Here is an 18,620-nt window from a genome sequence, read left to right as displayed (position 1 = left end):
CATGCAGAGAAGAAGAGTGGGGAAGGCGCTGGGAAGCGTCGTCGCGGCATCCGCGATGCTGGCGATCCCCGCGTCCGGCGCCCAGGCGTACAACCCGACGGGCGGGACCCTGTACCAGCTCGGCAGTGAGCCGTGCCTGAAGGGGCGGGGCAACTGCGCGATCTACCCGAAGTCGGCGCAGCTGCCGAGCGGACGCCTGGTCGCGTCGTTCGAGAAGTCCACGGTCGTGACGGAGACGGGAAGCGCCGACAAGCAGACCCTCCCGGTCTACAAGAGCGACGACCACGGCACGACGTGGCAGCCGCTGTCGGAGGTCAAGGCCCCCGCGTACCTCTCCGGCGACCCCCAGTACGCGAAGTACACGAGCAACTGGACCAACCCGTACCTCTACGTGCTTCCCCAGGACGTCGGGAACCTGAAGCAGGGCACCCTGCTCCTCGCGAGTGTCGTGTCGGGCGACGACTACTACTACAGGGAGCACAAGGCGGCCGACCCCAACTGGACCCCGACCAACGACGGAGACCGCAAGGACCTCGCGATCGCCCTGTACTCCAGCACCGACGACGGCGCGACGTGGAAGGTCGTCAACGTCGTCGCGACGGGCGGCTGGCAGGGCGGCAGCGCGGGCGCGGTCGGCCAGAACATCGCGGCCGCGAACACGAACAGGCAGGTGGATCCCCTCTGGGAGCCGTACCTGATGGTCCACAAGGGCCAGCTCGTCTGCTACTACTCCGACGAGAACGACTATCTCGGCTTCAACGCGACCACCGGCGTCCCGACGCTGGACCCCGCGAACGACACCGCCCCTGATTCGGGGGGCCAGATCCTGGTCCACAAGACCTGGGACGGCCGCAGCACGGCGTGGAGCGCTCCCGTCGTGGACATCGCGGGCCTGACCCAGGACATGGGCGGCGGGAAGACGGAGATCGGCGGTGGCCGGCCCGGCATGACCAACGTCGTCCGCACCACGGACGGCAAGTGGATGATCACCTACGAGTACTGGGGCGGCGGCGCCAACACCAGGTACCAGATCGCCGACAACCCCCTGAAGTTCTTCCTCGGCTCGGCCACCGGCACGGGCGTCAACAGCTTGCCGCTCGACACGGGTTCCCGGGCGCTGGCGCTGGGCGGCAGCCCGGTCCTCATCAGGCTTCCCGGCGGGCGCCTGGTCTACAACGCCGCCGGCAGCGGCAACGTCTGGGTCAACGAGAGCGGACGCAGCGACGGCGCCTGGAAGGAGTACCAGACGACCTCGCCGGGCGCCTACAGCCGCAACCTGCAGTACGTCGAGGGCACCGGCCGCATCTCCATACTCAACAACCAGGGCACCTCGACGCTCAAGTTCGCCGAGGTCGACCTCGGCCGCTCGGACGGCGCCTACTACCAGTTGGTGAACCGCAGGACCGACCAGGTCATCGGCACCGGGAACAAGACCAACGACGCGAACATCGGCAACGGCGACGTTCCCGACGTCCGTCTGGAGGCCCCCGGCTCGGCGGCGAACGCGGACACCCAGTACTGGCACGTCGTGACCGAGCCCAACGGCGGGGTGACCCTGCTGAACAAGTCGGGCGGCCGCGCGGCGGCCATCTGGACCGGCAACGCGACGGTCGGCCAGCGGATCGGCCAGTGGGTCGACAACAGCGCCACCGGCAGCTGGAACCTCGTCAAGACCGCCGACGGGTTCTACCGGCTGCAGTCGGTCAAGAACACGAGCCTGTACCTGACCGGCGCGACCGCCGGAGCGCCGCTCACCCTGCAGAACGCGGTCAACGACGGATCCCAGGACTGGGAGCTCGTCCAGTAGGCATGGCGTCCCACGTCGAGGCCTGGCCCCCAGGGCCGGGCCTCGACCTTTGTTCACGCGTCGGACGTCAGGCGCGGCGCCCGCGTCCCGGGGTGCTTCGGGCCGGCGGGGGCGCGGTCGAGGCGCGGACGACGAGTTCGACCGGCGGTTCGTGGACCGGCGGCAGCTCCACGTCCGGTTTCTCGATGGCCTGCACCAGGAGCCGCAGTCCCTCCTGCGCCACGGCGTCGAACGGCTGACGCACCGTGGTCAGGGGAGGGGTCACATAGGCGGCGACGGGGATGTCGTCGAAGCCGACCACGCTGACGTCGTCCGGCACGCGCAGGCCGGCTTCCGTGAGCGCGCGGATCACACCGATGGCCATGTCGTCGTTGGCGGCGAACACCGCGGTCACGTCACCGTCGGAGGCGAGCTCACGGCCGGCCGCGTATCCCGACGCGGCCGACCAGTCGCCGACGAGCACGGACGGCTGCTCCCTGCCGTGGGCCTCGAGAGCGCCGCGCCAGCCCGCGAGGCGGTCCCGGGCGGCGAACCACCGCTGCGGGCCCGCGAGGTGATGGACCGTCGCATGTCCCAGATCCAGCAGGTGCTCGGTCGCCACTCGCGCGAGGAGTTCGGCGTCCACCCCGGTGGCCACCGCCCGGGGGCCGCCGAACGCCGCCGGTGCGCCGAGCACGAGGACCGGCACGTCGACGTCGGGGGCGATCCCTCCCTCGTCGATCGGCTCGGAGACGACGATGCCGTCCACGCCCTGCTCCAGCAGCGATTCCACGGCACCGAGGACGCCTCCCGGGTCGCCTTCCAATGTGTTGACCACCCGGAGCGCGTATCCCGCGTCCCGGGCGGCCCGCTCGATACCGATCATGAGCGAGGCGGGCCCGTACAGTGCGGTTCCCAGCGTGACCACGCCGATGGCGCGGGTCCGCCCGGAGGCCAGTGCCCTGGCCGCGCTGTTCAGCCGGTAGCCGAGTTCCTCGGCCGCTTCGAGCACACGCCGGCGCACCTCGTCGGAGACGTAGCGCTCCCCGTTGAGGACCCTCGACACCGTCTTCTGCGAGACGCCCGCCAGCCGGGCCACGTCCACGCTGCGCGGCGCGGGGTTCCCACCCCGTCCTCCCACTCGCGTCACTGGTGTCTCCCGATGTCCGATGGCCCGCATCCTAGCCAGTCCCGGCGAGCCACCCACAAGGTCGTCCCGAGGCTCAGCGTCGTACCAGGTGGATCCGGTACACCCGGGTCCGTGACCCGTCCTCGCCGGTCACGGAGACGACGGCCGACACTCCGCCGGGCTCGTCGAGACGCTCGACGGCGACCGTCGCGTACGGGTCGCGTGCCGTCGCCGTGACCCGGCTCCGGCCCGGGGCGCCGGTGACGACCCGGTACGTGGTCGTCTCGGGGTCGAACGACGGGATCGGGTTTCCGGACACCTCGACGGACGCGGCGGCGGCATCCGAGGAGACCCCGGGGGCCTTGGCGTACACCTCGATCTCGCTCATGGTGATGTAGCCGCCCTGGCGCGCGGTCATGACGACGCGCACCTCGGACGCCGGTTCCGCCGCCAGCGGTACCTCGACCACCGGCGTCCCCTCGGTCCCGACCGTGACGGGGCCGCCGGCGTCGGCCCACTCACCGGTGTCGGCCGACCGCACCTGCGCCTTCAGGGTCTCGGGGAACGAGGCGTTGTTCCCGTCCCGGTAGAAGTGCGCGACGATCCGGTCCAGGTCCCGTGCCTTCGGCAGGGTGAAGGTGACGGTGTCGGAGGGGTTCTTGGTGTTCCCCGGTTTCCAGTTGGACCAGGCCTTCTCGGTCAGGTCGCCGTTGCGCAGGCGCTCCGCGGAGTACCCGCTCTCGGTGAACGTGGCGGCGACCGAGACGCCGTCGTCCGCGGCGATGTTGGTCTCCACCGGTTCCGTGACCTGCACGCGCACCGCCGCGCCGACCGTGTCGCCGCCGACCACCCGGGCGACGCCGCGCAGCGTCACGACCCCGGTCGCGTCGAACGCCCCTTCGGGGGCCGGGTCCCACGTCACCGGAAGGACGGCCCGGCCGCCGTTTCGGCCGATGCCGACGACCGTGGCCGGAAGGTCCGGCGTGCCGCCCACGTAGGTCTTGGCGCGTCCCGGAAGGGTCGAGACGATCGTGTCGACGGTGACGACCGCGAGCGCGGGGATCCTCCGCCCGAGGGGATCGGTCGCCTCGCCCCTGACCCGCACCGTCCCGGGATCGCGCCACGTCCGGTCCGGCGGAAGCTTCCACACGACGGGGAGCGCACCCCGGGCGCCGTCCCGGAGGACCGGCGTCACCGTCGTCGGCAGCTCGGGCCGCAGACCGGGGACGGTGAACGCCTCGGCCGGCTCGGTACGCGCCACGGTCTCGTCGATCACGGTGAAGCGCTGGTTCGCCGCCGACGTCGGCGTGTACGTCGACACCTTGGCGCCTTCCGCGGTCGACTGCCCCGTGACGTCGACCAGGCGGCCGGTCGCGGCGTTGACGAACGTCCAGGTGCCGTCGCCGGTCGTGGACATGATCCACTGCGCGGCCTCGGGGACCCGCCCGGCCTGCGGCTCCTCCAGGACGGCTCCACCGTCGCGTACGGCGAGCCTCTTGCCGGTCCTGGCATGGGTGAGGGCGTAGCGCTCGCGGTGGTCGGTGCCGCGCGTCAGCTTCCGGACGGACCACAGCTGTTCCGCGCTGCCGGCGTCGGTCGTCCGGATGACGACGCCGCTGCCGTCGTCCGACGGCGCCAGCGACTTGCCGCTCTGCGCCCCCTGGAGCCGGTAGACATGCCCGGGCTGAACGAGAGCGGCATCCCGCGCCACGCCGCCGACGCCCTCGACCAGGAAGGTCGTGACCGACTTGGCGGGGACGACGAGCGTGGCCGACCGGTCGGTCACCCGGACCGGTGTGCCCCGTACCAGGGCGCCGGCGGTGCTCGTCACCACGGGCGTCACGGAGGCCCGCGGCGCGACCTTGCCGAAGCGCGAGAGGTCGAGGGTCACCGAGCGCGCGGTGGTGCCGCTGTTCACGTGCACCACGGTCGCCGTACGGCCGGACCGCTGCACCGCGGCGACGCTCGACGGATCGTCGACCTTCACGAAGTGATCGCCGGGGCGGATGTAGTGGGTGAAGTTCCGGATGGTGTGGAACTTGGAGTTGGCCCGGATCGGGCAGGTCTCCAGGGTGTCCTCGGCCGTGCAGGTGAACGGCACGTGGATGCTGCCCCAGTTCTTGCCCGCCGCGGCCTGCGGGACGGCGTCCTCGATCGGCTGCCAGAACACCCAGGCGGAGGGCTCCAGTTCCCGCATGTCGTCGACCATCCGGGTGGCCATGCCGAGCCCCGGTTCCATGCCGGTGAAGTCGGTGCCGGTGCCCCAGGTGCCCTCGACCTCGCTCATCCACAGCTTCTTGTCCGCGCCCTTGGCGATGTCCCGGGCGCTGGTGCGCATGCTCGTGCCGTAGGTGTGCACGTTGAGCTGGTCGACGGCGGCTCGCGCCGCGGTGCCGTAGGCGTTCCAGTTCTGGGTGAAGATGCCGGGGTTGGTCTCGTCCATCGCGGAGATCCGGGCGCCGGTCCGTGCCCCGTCGAGCGCCTTGCCGAGCGCGAGGACGACCTTCTGCTGGAGCTCCGGGCCCGCGTGCGCGCCTTCCTGGCGGCCGCCCGTGGGCCGGCCGTCCGCCCCGAGCTGGGTGCCCCAGTACGGGGTGTTGGGCTCGTTGAGCGGGTCGATCGTGTCGAACTCGATGCCGTGCGCCTGCTCCAGGCGCTCGGTGACCCGCACCAGGTAGGTGGCGAAGTCGTCGACGCGGTCCGCGCGGATCTGGTCGGCGCTCGCGTCGAAGCCCCCGGAGACGTAGCCGCTGACCGTCTGGAACCAGGGCGGCGAGTTGCTGAACGCCTCCCAGCGGGTGACCTTGTCCTTGATCTGGTCCACCCACCAGCGCTGGCCGGCGTCGGCGTCCCAGTTCCAGTGGTCCGGGTTGTTCGGGTTCCACCAGTCCATGTCCTGCCGGGTGGTTCCCTCGGGGGCCTTCCAGAAGCCGTCCATGGTGGCGCCGGTCTTCATGTAGTCCTTGCGGACATCCGGAGCGTTGCCGCCGCCGATGTTGTACCGGGCGATGTTGAGGCGGAGGCCGTCCGCGCCGAACAGCATGTCCACGAGCCGTCTTCGGATGGGGTCCGGGTAGCCGCCCGTCGCATTGGCGAACCAGACGAGGCTCGTGCCCCATCCCTCGAACTCCTGCTGCTGGTAGGACGGGTCGATCCGCACGGTGACCGCGCTGTGCGGTGCCGGGTCGGCGCTCGCCGCGGGCGCGGCGACGAGGCTCGCGCCCAGCACCAGGGGAACCGTGGGCGTCAATGCCCGGACGATGCGATGCCGAGGGGACACGGCACTCCCTTCCAACACAGAGCCGAACAGGACCGAACAGAAGGAATCGCGCTCAGGGCATGTTTGAGCACAGTAATGAACTCGTCAAGACGGCGGGCGGGTTCGGGCGGCGCATGAGGACGCGTTGGCTTCGTTGACATGCTCACAACGCGTCATTAGCATCCGGGAAACTTGGAAAGCGCTTTCTCCAGCCTTTGTCTCCGCACGACCCTCCAAGATCCGCCCCCTCGCCCGGGAGGAACCCCATGAGGTCGTCGTCACGCGCCGCACGTGGCGTTCCCGCTCTGACGCTCGCCCTGTTGCTCGGCACGGTGACAGCGCCGGCCGGAGCCGCCACCGAGAGCACACCGGCACCCCTGGCGGAGGCGTCACCCACCGGCTTCGCCGCTGTCGACGCGCTCGGCCGGAACGGCACCACCGGCGGAGCCGGCGGCCCCACCGTGACCGCCACCACCACCGAGCAGTTCCTGGAGTACATCGACACCACGGGCCCGCTGGTCATCCGGGTCCAGGGCACCATCGACATCACCAGCAAGCAGGGCGTACGCCCCGACAAGACGATCGTCGGAGTCGGTTCCTCGGCCGTCATCAACGGCGGCGGCCTGGACTTCCACCGCTCCTCCAACGTCATCGTGCGCAACATCAGGTTCACCGGCGCCGAGGACGACGCCGTCAACGTCGGCCAGGAGTCGCATCACATCTGGATCGACCACAACGAGTTCGTCGCCCCCGTCGACGGGGCGGTCGACATCGTCCGCGGCTCCCAGTACGTCACCGTGTCGTGGAACTGGTTCAACAAGACCGACAAGAGCATGCTGCTCGGCCACTCCGACGCCAACAGCGGTCAGGACACGGGCAAGTTGAAGGTGTCCATCCACCACAACTTCTTCGACGGCTCCAGGCAGCGGCATCCGCGCGTGCGGTTCGGCGAACCGGTGCACGTCTACAACAACTACTACAGGGGCAACGCCGTCTACGGCGTCGCGTCGACCATGAACGCCGGAGTGCTGGTCGAGGGCAACTACTTCGAGACCGTCCCCCACCCCTGCCATTCGGCCAGTGGCTACGACGAGTCGGGACCGGGCCGGCTGGTCCAGCGCGACAACGTCTTCTCCGGGTCCGGTGCCTGCGAGACCAACGGCACCGTGACCGAGCCGCGCACGTACTACTCGTACACGCTGGACCGCGCGGCCGACGTGCCCTCCCTCGTACGGGCCGGTGCGGGCGTGGGGAAGATCGGCGCCTGAACGACCGTCACCACCGCCGCGGCCTGGTCAGACCCCCGCGACCACCGTCGGTCCGCCCGCACCCTCAGCGGACGGACCGATCGACCGTCGCCCCCCCGTGCGACGGCCCACCCCCCACAGGAGGACCCCTCGATGAGTTCCCGACGAGCCCCGACTCCCGATCGGCGCACGCCCGTGCCCTGGCGCAACAAGGCGGTCGTGGCCGCGCTGACAGCCGCCGTACTGGCAGGCCCGGGCATCGCGCAGGCCACCCCCCGGACCGCACCGGCAGCGCAGGAACGGGTGACGGCGGCCGCCGCCATCACCTGGACCCTCGAACGAGCCGCCAACCCCACCCAGGACCAGCGCACGGCCTACGACCTCATCACCAGGGCCATGAACGCCGCGGTGGCCCGCTACAACAACCTGAGCGACCTGGGCAAGACCATCACCGTCCGGTACGACCCGGGCGTGCCCACCGCCGACGGCAACATCAACGGAACCATCCGCTTCGGCAACCGCGGTTACATGACCGAGCGGACCGCTCTGCACGAGATCGCCCACACCATCGGCGTGGGCACGAGCTCGGGATGGTCTCGCCTCGGCGGCAGCGGCACCTGGACCGGCGCGCAGGCCACGGCACTGGTGAGGCAGTTCGACGGTTCGGGCGCCAAACTGTCCACCGGCGGTGGCCACTTCTGGCCGTACGGCCTCAACTACGAGAACGAGTTCTCGAACACGGCGGCCGACCGCCACGTCCGCATCGTCGCCGCCCTGGTGCGCGACGGTCTGTGATCCGAGGGGCCGGTGCCCGGGGGCCCCAAGCGCTCGCGGGCACGCCGCCGGCCACCACGACCCGGTGGCCCGAGGGGATACGACAGGCGCGTCAACCGAATGGTTGAACGCAGGTTCCACCTCCTGGGGCGCTTTCTGGCCCCATGGACGACGCGAAGCCCGGCTCGGCGACATTTGAATGAACACCGCCCATCGTGCCGGGCCCTGTCCACACCCCCCCATGAAAGTAGGTCTCCTCGGCATGTCCATCTTTCCCAGCAGGCGACGCGTCCTCGCGGTAGGCGCGGGCGCCGCTCTCGGAGCCGGCGCGTTCGGCGCCCCGACCGCCTCGGCCTCTCCCGCCGCGGCCCGGCATGCGGCCGGTGCCGAGGAGACGCGCACGCTCGACGAGCTGTACCGGGCGGCCCTCGCGGAGGGCGGGAAGCTCGTCGTCTACGCCGGCGGTGACACGCCGACCCAGCAGGACGGCACCAAGGCGGGCTTCAAGGCGCGCTTCCCCGACATCGACCTGACGCTGATCGTCGACTACAGCAAGTACCACGACGTCCGCGTCGACAACCAGTTCGCCACCGGCACCCTCGTCCCCGACGTCGTACAGCTGCAGACGCTGCAGGACTTCGTCCGCTGGAAGCAGCAGGGCAGGCTCCTGCACTACAAGCCCGCCGGGTTCTCGAAGGTGTACGACGCGTTCAAGGACCCGCAGGGCGCGTGGGTGGCCACCGGAGCGATCGCCTTCAGCTTCCTGTACGGCACGGCGGCCGTGGGCTCGGACGCGCCCCGCAACCCGCTCGAACTGGTCGATCCGAAGTGGAAGGGGAAGATCGCGTCGTCGTACCCGCACGACGACGACGCGGTCCTCTACCTCTACAAGCTGTACGCCCAGACGTACGGCTGGGAGTGGGTGGCCAAGCTGGCCGCGCAGGACGTGCGGTTCGCACGGGGCAGCAACTCCCCCGGCGAGGCCGTCTTCGCCGGGCAGAAGGCGATCGGCGTCGGCACCGCGGGCTCGGCGGTCCCCTCCTCGTCGTCTCCGGTGAAGTTCGTGATCGCCGACGGGCACCCCTTCATGGGCTGGGGCCAGCGCATGGCCATCCTCAAGCAGGCCAAGAACTCCGCGGCCGCCAAGCTGTTCCTCAACTGGCAGCTGTCGACCGAGTGGCAGCGGAACTCCTTCAACGGCTGGTCGGTGCGCACCGACGTCGCTCCCCCGGCCGGTCTCAAGCCGCTCTGGGAGTACCCCGACGCCCACCTGGACGGCTTCCCCCGTTTCATGGCCGACCGTGCCGAGGTGGAGCGCTGGAAGCAGACCTTCGCCCTGTACTTCGGCGAGGTGAAGGGCGATCCCACCCCCGGCTGGCTCGGCCTTCACCCGGGGGCGTAGCCCCCGACCGCGCCGCCGGCCCGCGCCCGCACCCCGTGGGCCGGCGGTCCGCCCTTCACGTCGGTCATACAGGCGATGGATAGACTCGGCCCTCCTGTCCCAGTGGATCATCATCCAGGGGGTTTGCCGTGTCCGATCCCGGCACCGCCCACGCAGCCGCGTCGGGCCGCAGCAGCCGGTTGTCCGTGGAGCACCTGCCGCACCTCGTGTTCTTCCTCGTCGTGGGTGCCGCGCTGGTCCGCCTCGTCCGTCTGGACATCCCCCTGTGCCGGGAGATCGTGGCCGTCAGCGGACTGCTCGCGCTGACCTATGCGGCGGGTCTGGCGCTCTGGCACCGGCTGGGCAGGCCGGCCCGGCATGCCTGGGTCACGGTCCTCCTGCTGCTGTGGGGGTTCCTCGTCCTCCTCAACCCGCCGCCGCTGACCGGTGCGTACATCTGGTGTGCCGTGCCGCTGGCGTGCGTGGCGCTGCACGCGCTCGGCCCGAGGGCGGCCGGCGTCGCGGTACTCGCCATCACCGTCTTCCTGGTCGGCCAACTGACCCGGACCGCGGGTGGATTCGACGCGGAGATGGTGCTCATCCCGGTGGCGGCCGTGTGGGGCACCGTGGCTCTGTACCGGACGCAGCAGCGGAACGTCGCGCAGCGCCAGCGGCTGGTCGAGGAGTTGCGCAGCACGCGTGACGTCCTGGCGGACGAGCGGCACCGCAGCGGTGTGCTGGAGGAACGCGCGCGCATCGCCCGGGACCTGCACGACACCCTCGCCCAGGAACTGTCCGGCAGTCTCATGCTGCTGCAGGCGGCCGAGCAGGACTGGACCGAGCGGCCCGACACGGCGCGTGCCCGGGTGCGTGCGGTGGCCGACGGGCTGGACGCGGGGCTAGCCGAGACCCGTCGGATCATCCAGGACCTCACCCCGGTCCCCGTCGCCGAGGCCGGGCTGGAGGACTCCCTGCGGCTGCTGTGCGCCCGTGCACAACTGGAAGGAGCGGCGTCCCGCGTGCAGTTCCGCTCCTGGGGAGGACGCCGCCCGGACCTGGACGAGGAGACCGCGACCACCTTGTTCCGCGTGGCGCAGAGCGTGCTGGCTAACGTCCGTGAACACGCCCGGGCCACCAACCTGCTGGTGACGCTGCGCCATCACCCGGGCCGCGTCGAGCTCGAGGTGTGCGACGACGGTGTGGGCTTCGACCCCGCCGGCACCGGGTCCGCATCCCGGGACGGCCGGGGGTTCGGTCTCCCCTCGGCCCGGGCGCGGCTGCGTGAGGACGGCGGTGATCTGGTTGTCCACAGCCTGCCTGGCGGGGGTACCCGGGTCCGCGCCACCGTCCCCGACCATCGGCGTGCCCGCACGGTCGGGTCCGAGGCCCTGGCGGCGACCCGATGACGTCCTCCCCGCTGCGCCTGCTGATCGCCGACGACCACGCCGTCGTCCGGGCCGGGCTACGGGCGCTGCTGGAGGGCAGGGCGGACCTCGACGTGGTCGCGGAGGCGCACAGCGGCGAAGAGGCCGTCCGTCTCGCCGTCCGGCTGGCACCCGACGTCGTGCTGATGGACCTGCGCTTCGGGGGCGGCGGCATCGACGGTGTGGAGGCGGTCCGTCGGCTGTCCGCCGAGGCTCCGCGGACGCCGGTGGTGATGCTGACCAGTTACTCGGGACGCGCCGACGTCGTGCGCGCGCTGGAGGCCGGCTCCCGTGGCTACGTGCTCAAGGCCGGTCCTCCCGAGGACCTCTTCCGGGCCGTGCGCAGCGCCGCCGAGGGCGGGGTGGGCCTCGCACCGGAACTGGTCGGCCACCTGGTCGGCCAAGTCGTCTCGCCGGGACCGGAGTTGACACACCGTGAGTCCCAGGTGATGCGGTTGACGGCCGACGGCCACAGCAACCGCCACATGGCCCGGTCGCTGCACCTGAGCGAGGCGACGGTCAAGACCCACCTGGTGCGCATCTACCGGAAGCTCGGCGTGGACAACCGGACGGCCGCGGTGTCCGAGGCGGTCCGCCTGGGCCTGCTGGAACTCAACTAGTGCCGACCCCACCCCTTCGCCGCCCGGGGCGCGGCGCTCACGAACCGCTGCCCGGCCCGGTGTCGAATGCCGCGAGGCCGTACTCGTCGGACTGGTTGACCTGGACGAGGAGGCCTTTGGAGGCGAGCAGCCGGTCGGGGTGGTTCCGCTGGTAGGGGGTGGGGAGTTTGCCGCTCTCGGTCACGGTGCCGTCGGCCAGGGAGCGGCGGCGCACCGTGAACGACCAGTCGCCCGGGTCTTCCGTGTCCTCGCCCTCCACGACGTAGAGCGAGTCGCCCTGGATCCGCAGCGGTTCCAGTTCGAGGACCTCCTCCCGCGTCGTGGTGTGCCAGCGGACCTTTCCCGTGTCGAGGTCGATCGCCGCCAGTCCCCGAGCCGTGCCGCCCGGGCCCGACTCCGCCTCCGTCACCAGCACGCCCTCCCCGACGAGGGGCCCGAGGAGGCGCAAGGTGCCGAAGGACTGCTTGACCGGCAGGTCGACCGGCTCTGCGCCGTCGGAGCCGAGGACGCGCAGATACGCGTCGCCGGACGGGTCGGCGTACTGGGCCACGACGGGCTCGGCCGCCACGAGCTCCACGGATGTGGCTCCGCTCCGCTCGATGTCATGGGTGGCGCGGGTCCTGCCGGTGACGATGTCGAGTTCGACGACGCGCTTGGCGTCGATGTCCTCCTCGTCGCGCGTGTCGGACACGGCGACCGTGCGCACACCGGGGACCACGTCGTCCACCTCGCAGTTCCCCCGGGTCCAGGGGTACGTCCAGATCCGCTCGCCGGTCACCCGGTCGAGCCCGAGGAGGCCCTCCTCGCCGGACACCACCATCGTGCCGCCGGACACCGAGGCGACAGCCCGGGGTGCCTCACCGACCTGGCGGTGCCACAGCAGCCTGCCGGTGGCGGTGTCCAGGGCCGCGGCGACGTCGCAGGCGGCCGGCGAGGTGTAGGCCCTGCCGAACCGGACGAGTCCCACGCCGCCGCTGGTCGCCGTCGCGGCGTCCGAGGCCCCGCAGGGCACGAGGCCCTTGGCGGGCGGTGCGACGGTCCACTCGGCGGTTCCGGTGCGAGGGGCGAAGCCGCGGATCCCGGAGGCGTCGATGCGTACCAGCGCGCTGGGGGTCAGCCAGGCGCCCATGACCTCCGAGTCGACTTCGGAGACTCCCGGCTGCGCGGTCCACAGGGCCCGGCGGTCGCCCTTCGCGGTGACGTCCGGAAGCGGGTCGGCGCCGTCGGCGGCGGGACTGACGCCGGGCCGCTCTCTGGTCGCGCCGCCCGCGTTCCGCTTGTTGTCGCCCAGGTCCGGCAGGTACACCACGCCCGCGACGGCCAGCGCGACAACGGAGACCGCGGCGGTCGCGGCGATGAGCGCCCCGCGACGGCGCCGACGCGGCTGCTCCGGCCCTCCGCCCGGCTCGGCGTCCGTCCCCGGACCGGGGCCTGGGCCGGATGCGGGGGCGGGCAGGGACGGGGAGGCGGGCGCGGGCGGAGCGATGCGGTACGACGTGGGCTCCTCGGCCGTGCGGGCCGGAACCGGTCCGCCGCGTACCCGCGACTGGGCGGCACGGGCGGCGGCGATCACCTCGCGCGGAGTGGGCCTCTCGCGGGGTCCTTGGCCAGGCAGCGCCGAACCAGCGCGGTCAACTCCTCGGGCACACCGTCGAGTTCGGGTTCCTCGTACACGGTCCGGTACGCCAGCACCGCCGGCGGAGCCTCGCCGAAGGGTTCGCGGCCTGTCGCCGCGAACAGCAACACGCCTCCGAGGGAGAAGACGTCACCGGCCGGCCCGACCGGCTCCTCCGCGACGATCTGCTCGGGCGGCGCGTAGCCGAAGGTGCCCAGCGCATGGCCCGCGCGCGTCAGCTCCTCCGAGTTCGCCGCCCTCGCGATGCCGAAGTCGATCACCCGGGGACCGTCGTCGGCCAGCAGCACGTTGGACGGTTTGAGGTCGCGGTGCACGATGCCCGCCGCATGGATGACGATGAGCGCCTCGCCGAGCGCCGCGGCGAGCGAGCACAGCCGTTCCACGGGCAGCGGCCCGTCGCGGCGCACGGCGGCGCTCAGCGAGGGACCGGAGACGTACTGGGTGGCGAGCCACGGGGTCTCCGCATCGGCGCCGGAGTCCACCAGCGGCACGGTGAAGAAGCTCAGCACCTGCCCCGCCGCCTCCACCTCGCGGGAGAAGCGCCTGCGGAACTCCGGGTCGGCCGTGAACTCCTCGTGGACCAGTTTGACCGCGACCCGGTGGCCTTCGGCGTCCTCGGCCAGGAACACCCGTCCCATGCCGCCCTGCCCGATCCGGCCGAGGAGCCGGTAACCGCCTATCCGTCGCGGGTCCTCCGGCGCCAGCGGTGTCGTCCCCTCGGTCACGACCGGCCCCCCGGTGCGCGGAACATCATCGCTCCCTTGGTCAGCAGGTTGTGCTCACCGGTCATCAGCGCCAGCCGGTCCCCGTACAGGCGGACGCCGTCGAACTCCGCCCGGTCCGGCAGTCGGGGAAGTTCCCCGGCCGCCGTCGGCGTGCCGTCGTCCAGCGCGTAGCGGACCAGGGCGGTCGTTCCCGGTTCCGTCACATGGACCACCAGTACGCCGCGGTCGTCGACGCCCGCGATCACCGGCCGGGAGCCGCTGGGTGCCGGTCGGTGCCAGCGGATCTTCCCGGTACGGGAGTCGAGTGCCGCGACCCCGTCCGTGCCGGTCTGCCGTTCGCCGTCGTACTGGGTGAGGGTGAGGACGGTGTCGCGCCATCCGAAGAAGGCGGGGGTGAGCTGGAAACGGTTGCGCGTCCAGGCACCGAGCGTGCCCTGGGGTTGTGCCTCGCGCAGTTGTGGACCCGGTTCTCCGTCGTTGCCGAAGATCATCACGGGGCCCTCGGTGTCGCCGATCGGCCCGGGCAGACTGATGACCGGGGGCTCGGCCGTCTCGACGCGTGCGACGGGTACGTCGTCCGGGACCGTGGACGTCCAGCGGACCCGGCCGTCGGCGGCGTTCACCGAACGGACCGTCGTGGGACGGGCGTTGAGGCGGGACTGCTCCGTCGCCGGACAGGTCAGCGCCTCGACGACACTGGACTGCCCGACGGCCATCCCGTTGATCACACACCTGTCGCGGCTGCCCGTGTGCGACCAGGCGGGGGCGCCGTCGCGCAGGCGCCACGCGGTCACCAGATCGCCGGTCATGACGACGACGCGGTCCTCGGCGATGCCCAGGACGTCCGAGTCGATGCCGTCGGTGGCATGCGTGTCACCCGGTCGACGGTGCTCCCACAGTGCGGTGCCGGAAGCCAGGTCCACCGCGACGACACGGTCGCAGTCGGCGTTTCCGCGGTTCTCGCCGTTCTGGTTGGCCTGGCCGAAGACGACCGCGCCGACGCCGTCCTGTGCGGTGCGGGAGGCGGCGCAGGGCACCAGCCCGGGGGCAGGCGGCTTCAGCGTCCAGAGGACCCGGCCCGTGTCGGGGGACAGTCCCTGGACGGACCGGCGACCGACGCGGGCGAGCACCCGGTCGGTGAGCCACGCCTCGAGGGCGTAGTCGTTGCCGTGCTCCGTCGCCTTGTCGTACTCCGCCCTGTTGGCGTCCTGGAGGATGACGGTGTCCTGCCAGGACAGCGACCAGACGCCGCGGGGGACGGCCGGGCCGAGAGCGCTGACCGGTTCGGCGAGCGGGGGGACCGCGGGCGACGGGCGGGCCGTCGCCCGCTTCTCGGCGCTCCCGTCGGCGGACGGAGCGTCGCCACCGCGCAGCGCCAGGACGCCTGCGGTCAGGGCGCCCGCCAGGAGGACGGCCGCGCCGGCGAGGAGGGCGGCCCGGCGGCCGAGGACGGTCCGACGAGCCGGAGGGGACGCGGACGCCGACGCGGAAGACGCGGAAGCGGGACGGGGTGGCCGGCCCTGGCGTGGTTTCCCCGGGGACGGCGACCGTCCCGGGCCGAGCGGCACCGTCGGGGCCGAACCAGGCTCCGGTAACGAGGCGGGGCCGGTGAGCGCATCCCTGATCCGGTGCGGCGTGGGCCGCTGCGTCGGGTCCTTGGTGAGGCAGGAGACCAGCAGCGGCAGCAGCGCGGCGGGTACCCCGTGCAGGTCCGCCTCCTCGGTCAGCGTCCGGTGGCCGATCCGGTGCGCGGGCCCGCTGCCGAACGGGTGTCTGCCGGTCGCCGCGTACGCGAGCACCGCGCCCAGCGCGAACACGTCGCTCGCCGGACGCGCGCCGTCATCCGTGAGCTGCTCGGGCGCCATGAAGCCGGCCGAGCCGACCACGAGGCCGGTCGCCGTCAGCCGCGTCCCGTCCACGGCACGTGCGATGCCCAGGTCGATCACCTGGGCCCCCTCGTCCGGATGCAGCAGCACGTTGGACGGTTTCAGATCGCGGTGGACCAGGCCCGCGGCATGGATGTCCGTCAGCGCGCCGGCCAGCGCACGGCCGAGCTCGCGCAGCCGGTCCTCCGGCACCGGGCCGGAGGACTCGATCTCGTCGGCGAGTGTCGGACCGGGTACGAAGGCGGTCGCCAGCCAGGGTTGGACGGCCTCGGTGTCGGCGTCGACCAGCGGCACGACGAACGGGCTGTCGACCTTGCGGGCGGCCGCCACCTCGCGCCGGAACCACGCCAGGAAGTCGGGGTCGCGGGCCAGCCGGGCGCGTACGACCTTCAACGCCACCGGGGGGCCGTCGCCCGAGTCGGCCCGCCGGGCGAGGTGGACCTCCCCCATCCCCCCTTCGCCGAGCAGCCGTTCGAGGACGTAGGGCCCGACGCGGCGCGCCGCGCCGTCGTCCGCGGTACGTCGCTCTCTCTGTCCCTCGCGCACGGCTCAGGCTCCCCCCGTCGCTCGTCGACGGGTGATCGTAGCCGCTTCCGCGCCGTTGTCGGAGGGTGCGCCGACCGGGCAACCTGTGAAGCTCCCGACGGGCCGGGCCGCGGCCCGGCTTCGCGGCAGGCCTGGCGCTCTGTCATCGCCTGCGCCCGCGCGGCGATGAGTTTTCCCGGCCCGGGGAGTCTCACCATCGTCATCAGCGACAGCAGGAGGAACAAGTGGCTCAGCAGCTACTGAGAGTCCAGAACTTCAACGTCTCCAGTGACGGGATCGGCGCCGGCGAGGACCAGAGCCTCGAGCGTCCGTTCGGCCACGTCGATCCCGGGAGGCTGTTCGCCTGGGCCGGCGCCACGGCGAGCTGGCCCATGCGCACCGACCCCGGGGGAAGCCGGGGCCTCGACGACTACTTCACGCGGGACTACGCACACAACATCGGCGCCGAGATCATGGGCCGCAACAAGTTCGGGCCCCACCGCGGGCCCTGGCAGGACCATGAGTGGCGTGGCTGGTGGGGCGACAAGCCCCCGTTCGGCACCCCGGTGTTCGTCATGACCCACCACAAGCGTCCTTCGTTCACGCTCTCCGACACCACGTTCCACTTCGTCGACGGCGAACCCGCCACGGTCCTCGAACAGGCGCGGGAGGCGGCGCGGGGCAGGGACGTCCGACTCGGCGGCGGCGTCACCACCATCCGGCAGTTCCTTGACGCCGACCTCGTCGACACCATGCATGTGGCGGTCTCACCGGTCAAGCTCGGGTCCGGGCTACGCCTCTGGGAGTCGCCCGACGAGTTGCTCGACCGGTTCCACCTCGAGGTCGTGCCCAGCCCGAGCGGCGTGACGCACCACCTCTTCTGGCGAAAGTGACAGGAGCGGCTGCCGGACGTTCGGGAGCAGGCGCTCACACCACCCTGACGAAGTCGAGGAAACGAGTGGCGTAGTCGGCGTCCCCGGAGATCCTCAGGTCCCGATCGCGCCGGTCGGCCCGGTGGGTGGCCCACTCCGGGGACTCGACGGCCCGTCCGGTGATCGTGGCCGCCGGCCTGCCCGACGATCCGGTCGTCACGACGCCGCCCGGGCCCACGGACCGGATGCCTCCGCCCGGTCCTTCCAGCACGACCGTGAGGGGACGGACGAACCAGTCAGGCCGCGCCGACCGCCACTGATTCCTCAGGACGGCGAACATCCACTCCAGGACGGTGGCCATCCGGTTCGCGTCGGTGCCCGGAACCGGCCGCCCCAGCGCGGGGGCGATGTCGTGGCGAAGGTGGGCGTGATGGTCGGACGTCATCGCACCGCCGATCATCAGCCCGCCCGGGTACCAGCCGAGTTCGGCCATGGGCAGACGCATCCGGTCGAGGGGCAGCCGAGCGGCCACGCTCGGCGGAATGCGGGCTCAGTGATCCGGGCCGCGACAGGCAGCACCACGGCCGGGCCAGCGCGTCACAGAGCGCGGCAGCCCTCGGAATGACGCGGTCCCAGGAGGAGCCCGCGGTCACGCCGCCACGGGGTTTCACGAGAAAGGCCCTGCAACTGGAGCAGTGGCTTTCGCCGGGACCGGGCGAGCAGACGGGCCTTTTCCGGATCAGCCGCGTGTCGTCAACGCTCCGTGCGCGGCGGTGAGGATCTCCTCCGAGATCGGGAAGTCCTTGGTGGCGCGGGCCAGGACGAGGGCTCCGAGCATGGTGCACAGCCGCGTGATTCCGTCCTGGTCCTCGGTGGCGAGCGCGTCGGCGAAGGCGCGCACGCCCTCGGCGTAGACGCGGCGGGCCTCGTGAGAGCCGCTCTGGCGGGCCATGTCAGTGGCGAGCCCGGCGACGGGGCAGCCCTCCGCCGCGTTGTCGCGGTGTTCTACGGAGAGGTAGGCGTCGATCAGCTCCTGCTGGGCCGAGTCGCGCTGTCCGGCATGCCGCTCGAAGCCGGCCCTGTGGAACCGGGCGAGTTCGGTGAAAGCGTGCGCGATGGCCTCGTCGACAAGTGCCTCCTTGGAGGCGAACCGCTTGTAGAAGCCGCCGTGCGTCAGGCCGACGGCCTTCATCAGGTCGGTGACGCTGACGTGGACACCCTGTTCACGGAACAGCCGGGAGGCGGTCTCCACCACCCGCTCACGGTTCTTCTGTGCCTGTGCCTGTGACACGCGACCCATGGGTCACCTTCCGTTGGATGCCGGTTGTCATCTATCGTAGGCAGCAGTTTAGATTT

Annotated in this window: 14 protein-coding genes; 7 read left to right on the top strand and 7 right to left on the bottom strand. The window is 71.7% G+C overall.

Features of this window, described 5'->3' with window-relative positions:
• The first annotated feature begins 1 nt into the window (after window position 1).
• Window positions 2–1,807: an RICIN domain-containing protein gene (locus ACPT94_RS30575; protein WP_360335845.1), complete on the top strand. Its 1,806-nt coding sequence runs from the start codon at window positions 2–4 to the stop codon at window positions 1,805–1,807.
• 67 nt (window positions 1,808–1,874) lie between these two features.
• Here the strand turns inward: ACPT94_RS30575 and ACPT94_RS30570 are convergent, their stop codons facing one another.
• Both ACPT94_RS30570 and ACPT94_RS30565 read right to left on the bottom strand, forming a co-directional pair.
• Complete coding sequence (locus ACPT94_RS30570) at window positions 1,875–2,891, bottom strand: LacI family DNA-binding transcriptional regulator (protein ID WP_360335928.1); 1,017 nt, start codon at window positions 2,889–2,891, stop codon at window positions 1,875–1,877.
• Between the two features lie 118 nt (window positions 2,892–3,009).
• Entirely contained in the window at window positions 3,010–6,195 is a 3,186-nt protein-coding gene (locus ACPT94_RS30565) for a glycoside hydrolase (protein WP_425247314.1), read from the bottom strand.
• 245 nt (window positions 6,196–6,440) lie between these two features.
• Between ACPT94_RS30565 and ACPT94_RS30560 the strand changes: the two genes are divergently transcribed.
• From ACPT94_RS30560 to ACPT94_RS30540, 5 genes are all read left to right on the top strand, one after another.
• Window positions 6,441–7,442: a pectate lyase family protein gene (locus ACPT94_RS30560; RefSeq protein WP_425247313.1), complete on the top strand. Its 1,002-nt coding sequence runs from the start codon at window positions 6,441–6,443 to the stop codon at window positions 7,440–7,442.
• Between the two features lie 132 nt (window positions 7,443–7,574).
• Window positions 7,575–8,216 carry a hypothetical protein gene (locus ACPT94_RS30555; RefSeq protein ID WP_360335851.1) on the top strand — a complete coding sequence of 214 codons (642 nt, stop codon included), beginning with the start codon at window positions 7,575–7,577 and terminating at the stop codon, window positions 8,214–8,216.
• Between the two features lie 241 nt (window positions 8,217–8,457).
• Window positions 8,458–9,597: an ABC transporter substrate-binding protein gene (locus ACPT94_RS30550; RefSeq protein WP_425247312.1), complete on the top strand. Its 1,140-nt coding sequence runs from the start codon at window positions 8,458–8,460 to the stop codon at window positions 9,595–9,597.
• A 128-nt stretch (window positions 9,598–9,725) separates the two neighbouring features.
• On the top strand, window positions 9,726–10,982 hold the full coding sequence (locus tag ACPT94_RS30545) for a sensor histidine kinase (RefSeq protein ID WP_425247311.1): 1,257 nt from the start codon (window positions 9,726–9,728) through the stop codon (window positions 10,980–10,982).
• Window positions 10,979–11,620: a response regulator gene (locus ACPT94_RS30540; protein ID WP_360335857.1), complete on the top strand. Its 642-nt coding sequence runs from the start codon at window positions 10,979–10,981 to the stop codon at window positions 11,618–11,620. The genes ACPT94_RS30545 and ACPT94_RS30540 overlap by 4 nt, the downstream gene beginning before the upstream one ends.
• Before the next feature lie 37 nt (window positions 11,621–11,657).
• Here ACPT94_RS30540 and ACPT94_RS30535 read toward each other — a convergent pair whose 3' ends face one another.
• From ACPT94_RS30535 to ACPT94_RS30525, 3 genes are read right to left on the bottom strand one after another with little or no spacing between them, the layout of a single operon-like run.
• On the bottom strand, window positions 11,658–13,193 hold the full coding sequence (locus ACPT94_RS30535) for an outer membrane protein assembly factor BamB family protein (protein ID WP_425247310.1): 1,536 nt from the start codon (window positions 13,191–13,193) through the stop codon (window positions 11,658–11,660).
• On the bottom strand, window positions 13,190–13,981 hold the full coding sequence (locus ACPT94_RS30530) for a serine/threonine-protein kinase (RefSeq protein ID WP_425247309.1): 792 nt from the start codon (window positions 13,979–13,981) through the stop codon (window positions 13,190–13,192). The genes ACPT94_RS30535 and ACPT94_RS30530 overlap by 4 nt, the downstream gene beginning before the upstream one ends.
• Window positions 13,978–16,413: a protein kinase domain-containing protein gene (locus ACPT94_RS30525; RefSeq protein ID WP_425247308.1), complete on the bottom strand. Its 2,436-nt coding sequence runs from the start codon at window positions 16,411–16,413 to the stop codon at window positions 13,978–13,980. The genes ACPT94_RS30530 and ACPT94_RS30525 overlap by 4 nt, the downstream gene beginning before the upstream one ends.
• Before the next feature lie 224 nt (window positions 16,414–16,637).
• On the opposite strand from ACPT94_RS30525, the gene ACPT94_RS30520 reads away from it, so the two are divergent.
• The gene (locus tag ACPT94_RS30520; protein ID WP_360335863.1) at window positions 16,638–17,285 is read left to right on the top strand and encodes a dihydrofolate reductase family protein; all 648 of its coding nucleotides are present in this window, start codon (window positions 16,638–16,640) and stop codon (window positions 17,283–17,285) included.
• A 34-nt stretch (window positions 17,286–17,319) separates the two neighbouring features.
• Here the strand turns inward: ACPT94_RS30520 and ACPT94_RS30515 are convergent, their stop codons facing one another.
• Window positions 17,320–17,796 carry a hypothetical protein gene (locus ACPT94_RS30515; RefSeq protein ID WP_425247307.1) on the bottom strand — a complete coding sequence of 159 codons (477 nt, stop codon included), beginning with the start codon at window positions 17,794–17,796 and terminating at the stop codon, window positions 17,320–17,322.
• A 207-nt stretch (window positions 17,797–18,003) separates the two neighbouring features.
• Window positions 18,004–18,564 carry a TetR/AcrR family transcriptional regulator gene (locus tag ACPT94_RS30510; RefSeq protein ID WP_425247306.1) on the bottom strand — a complete coding sequence of 187 codons (561 nt, stop codon included), beginning with the start codon at window positions 18,562–18,564 and terminating at the stop codon, window positions 18,004–18,006.
• Window positions 18,565–18,620 lie beyond the last annotated feature (56 nt).

Origin of the sequence: Streptomyces aurantiaciflavus (assembly GCF_049808595.1) — a bacterium.
Lineage (GTDB): Bacteria > Actinomycetota > Actinomycetes > Streptomycetales > Streptomycetaceae > Streptomyces.
Note: the sequence above shows the minus strand (reverse complement) of the source record. Positions and strands in the feature narration are given on the sequence as shown.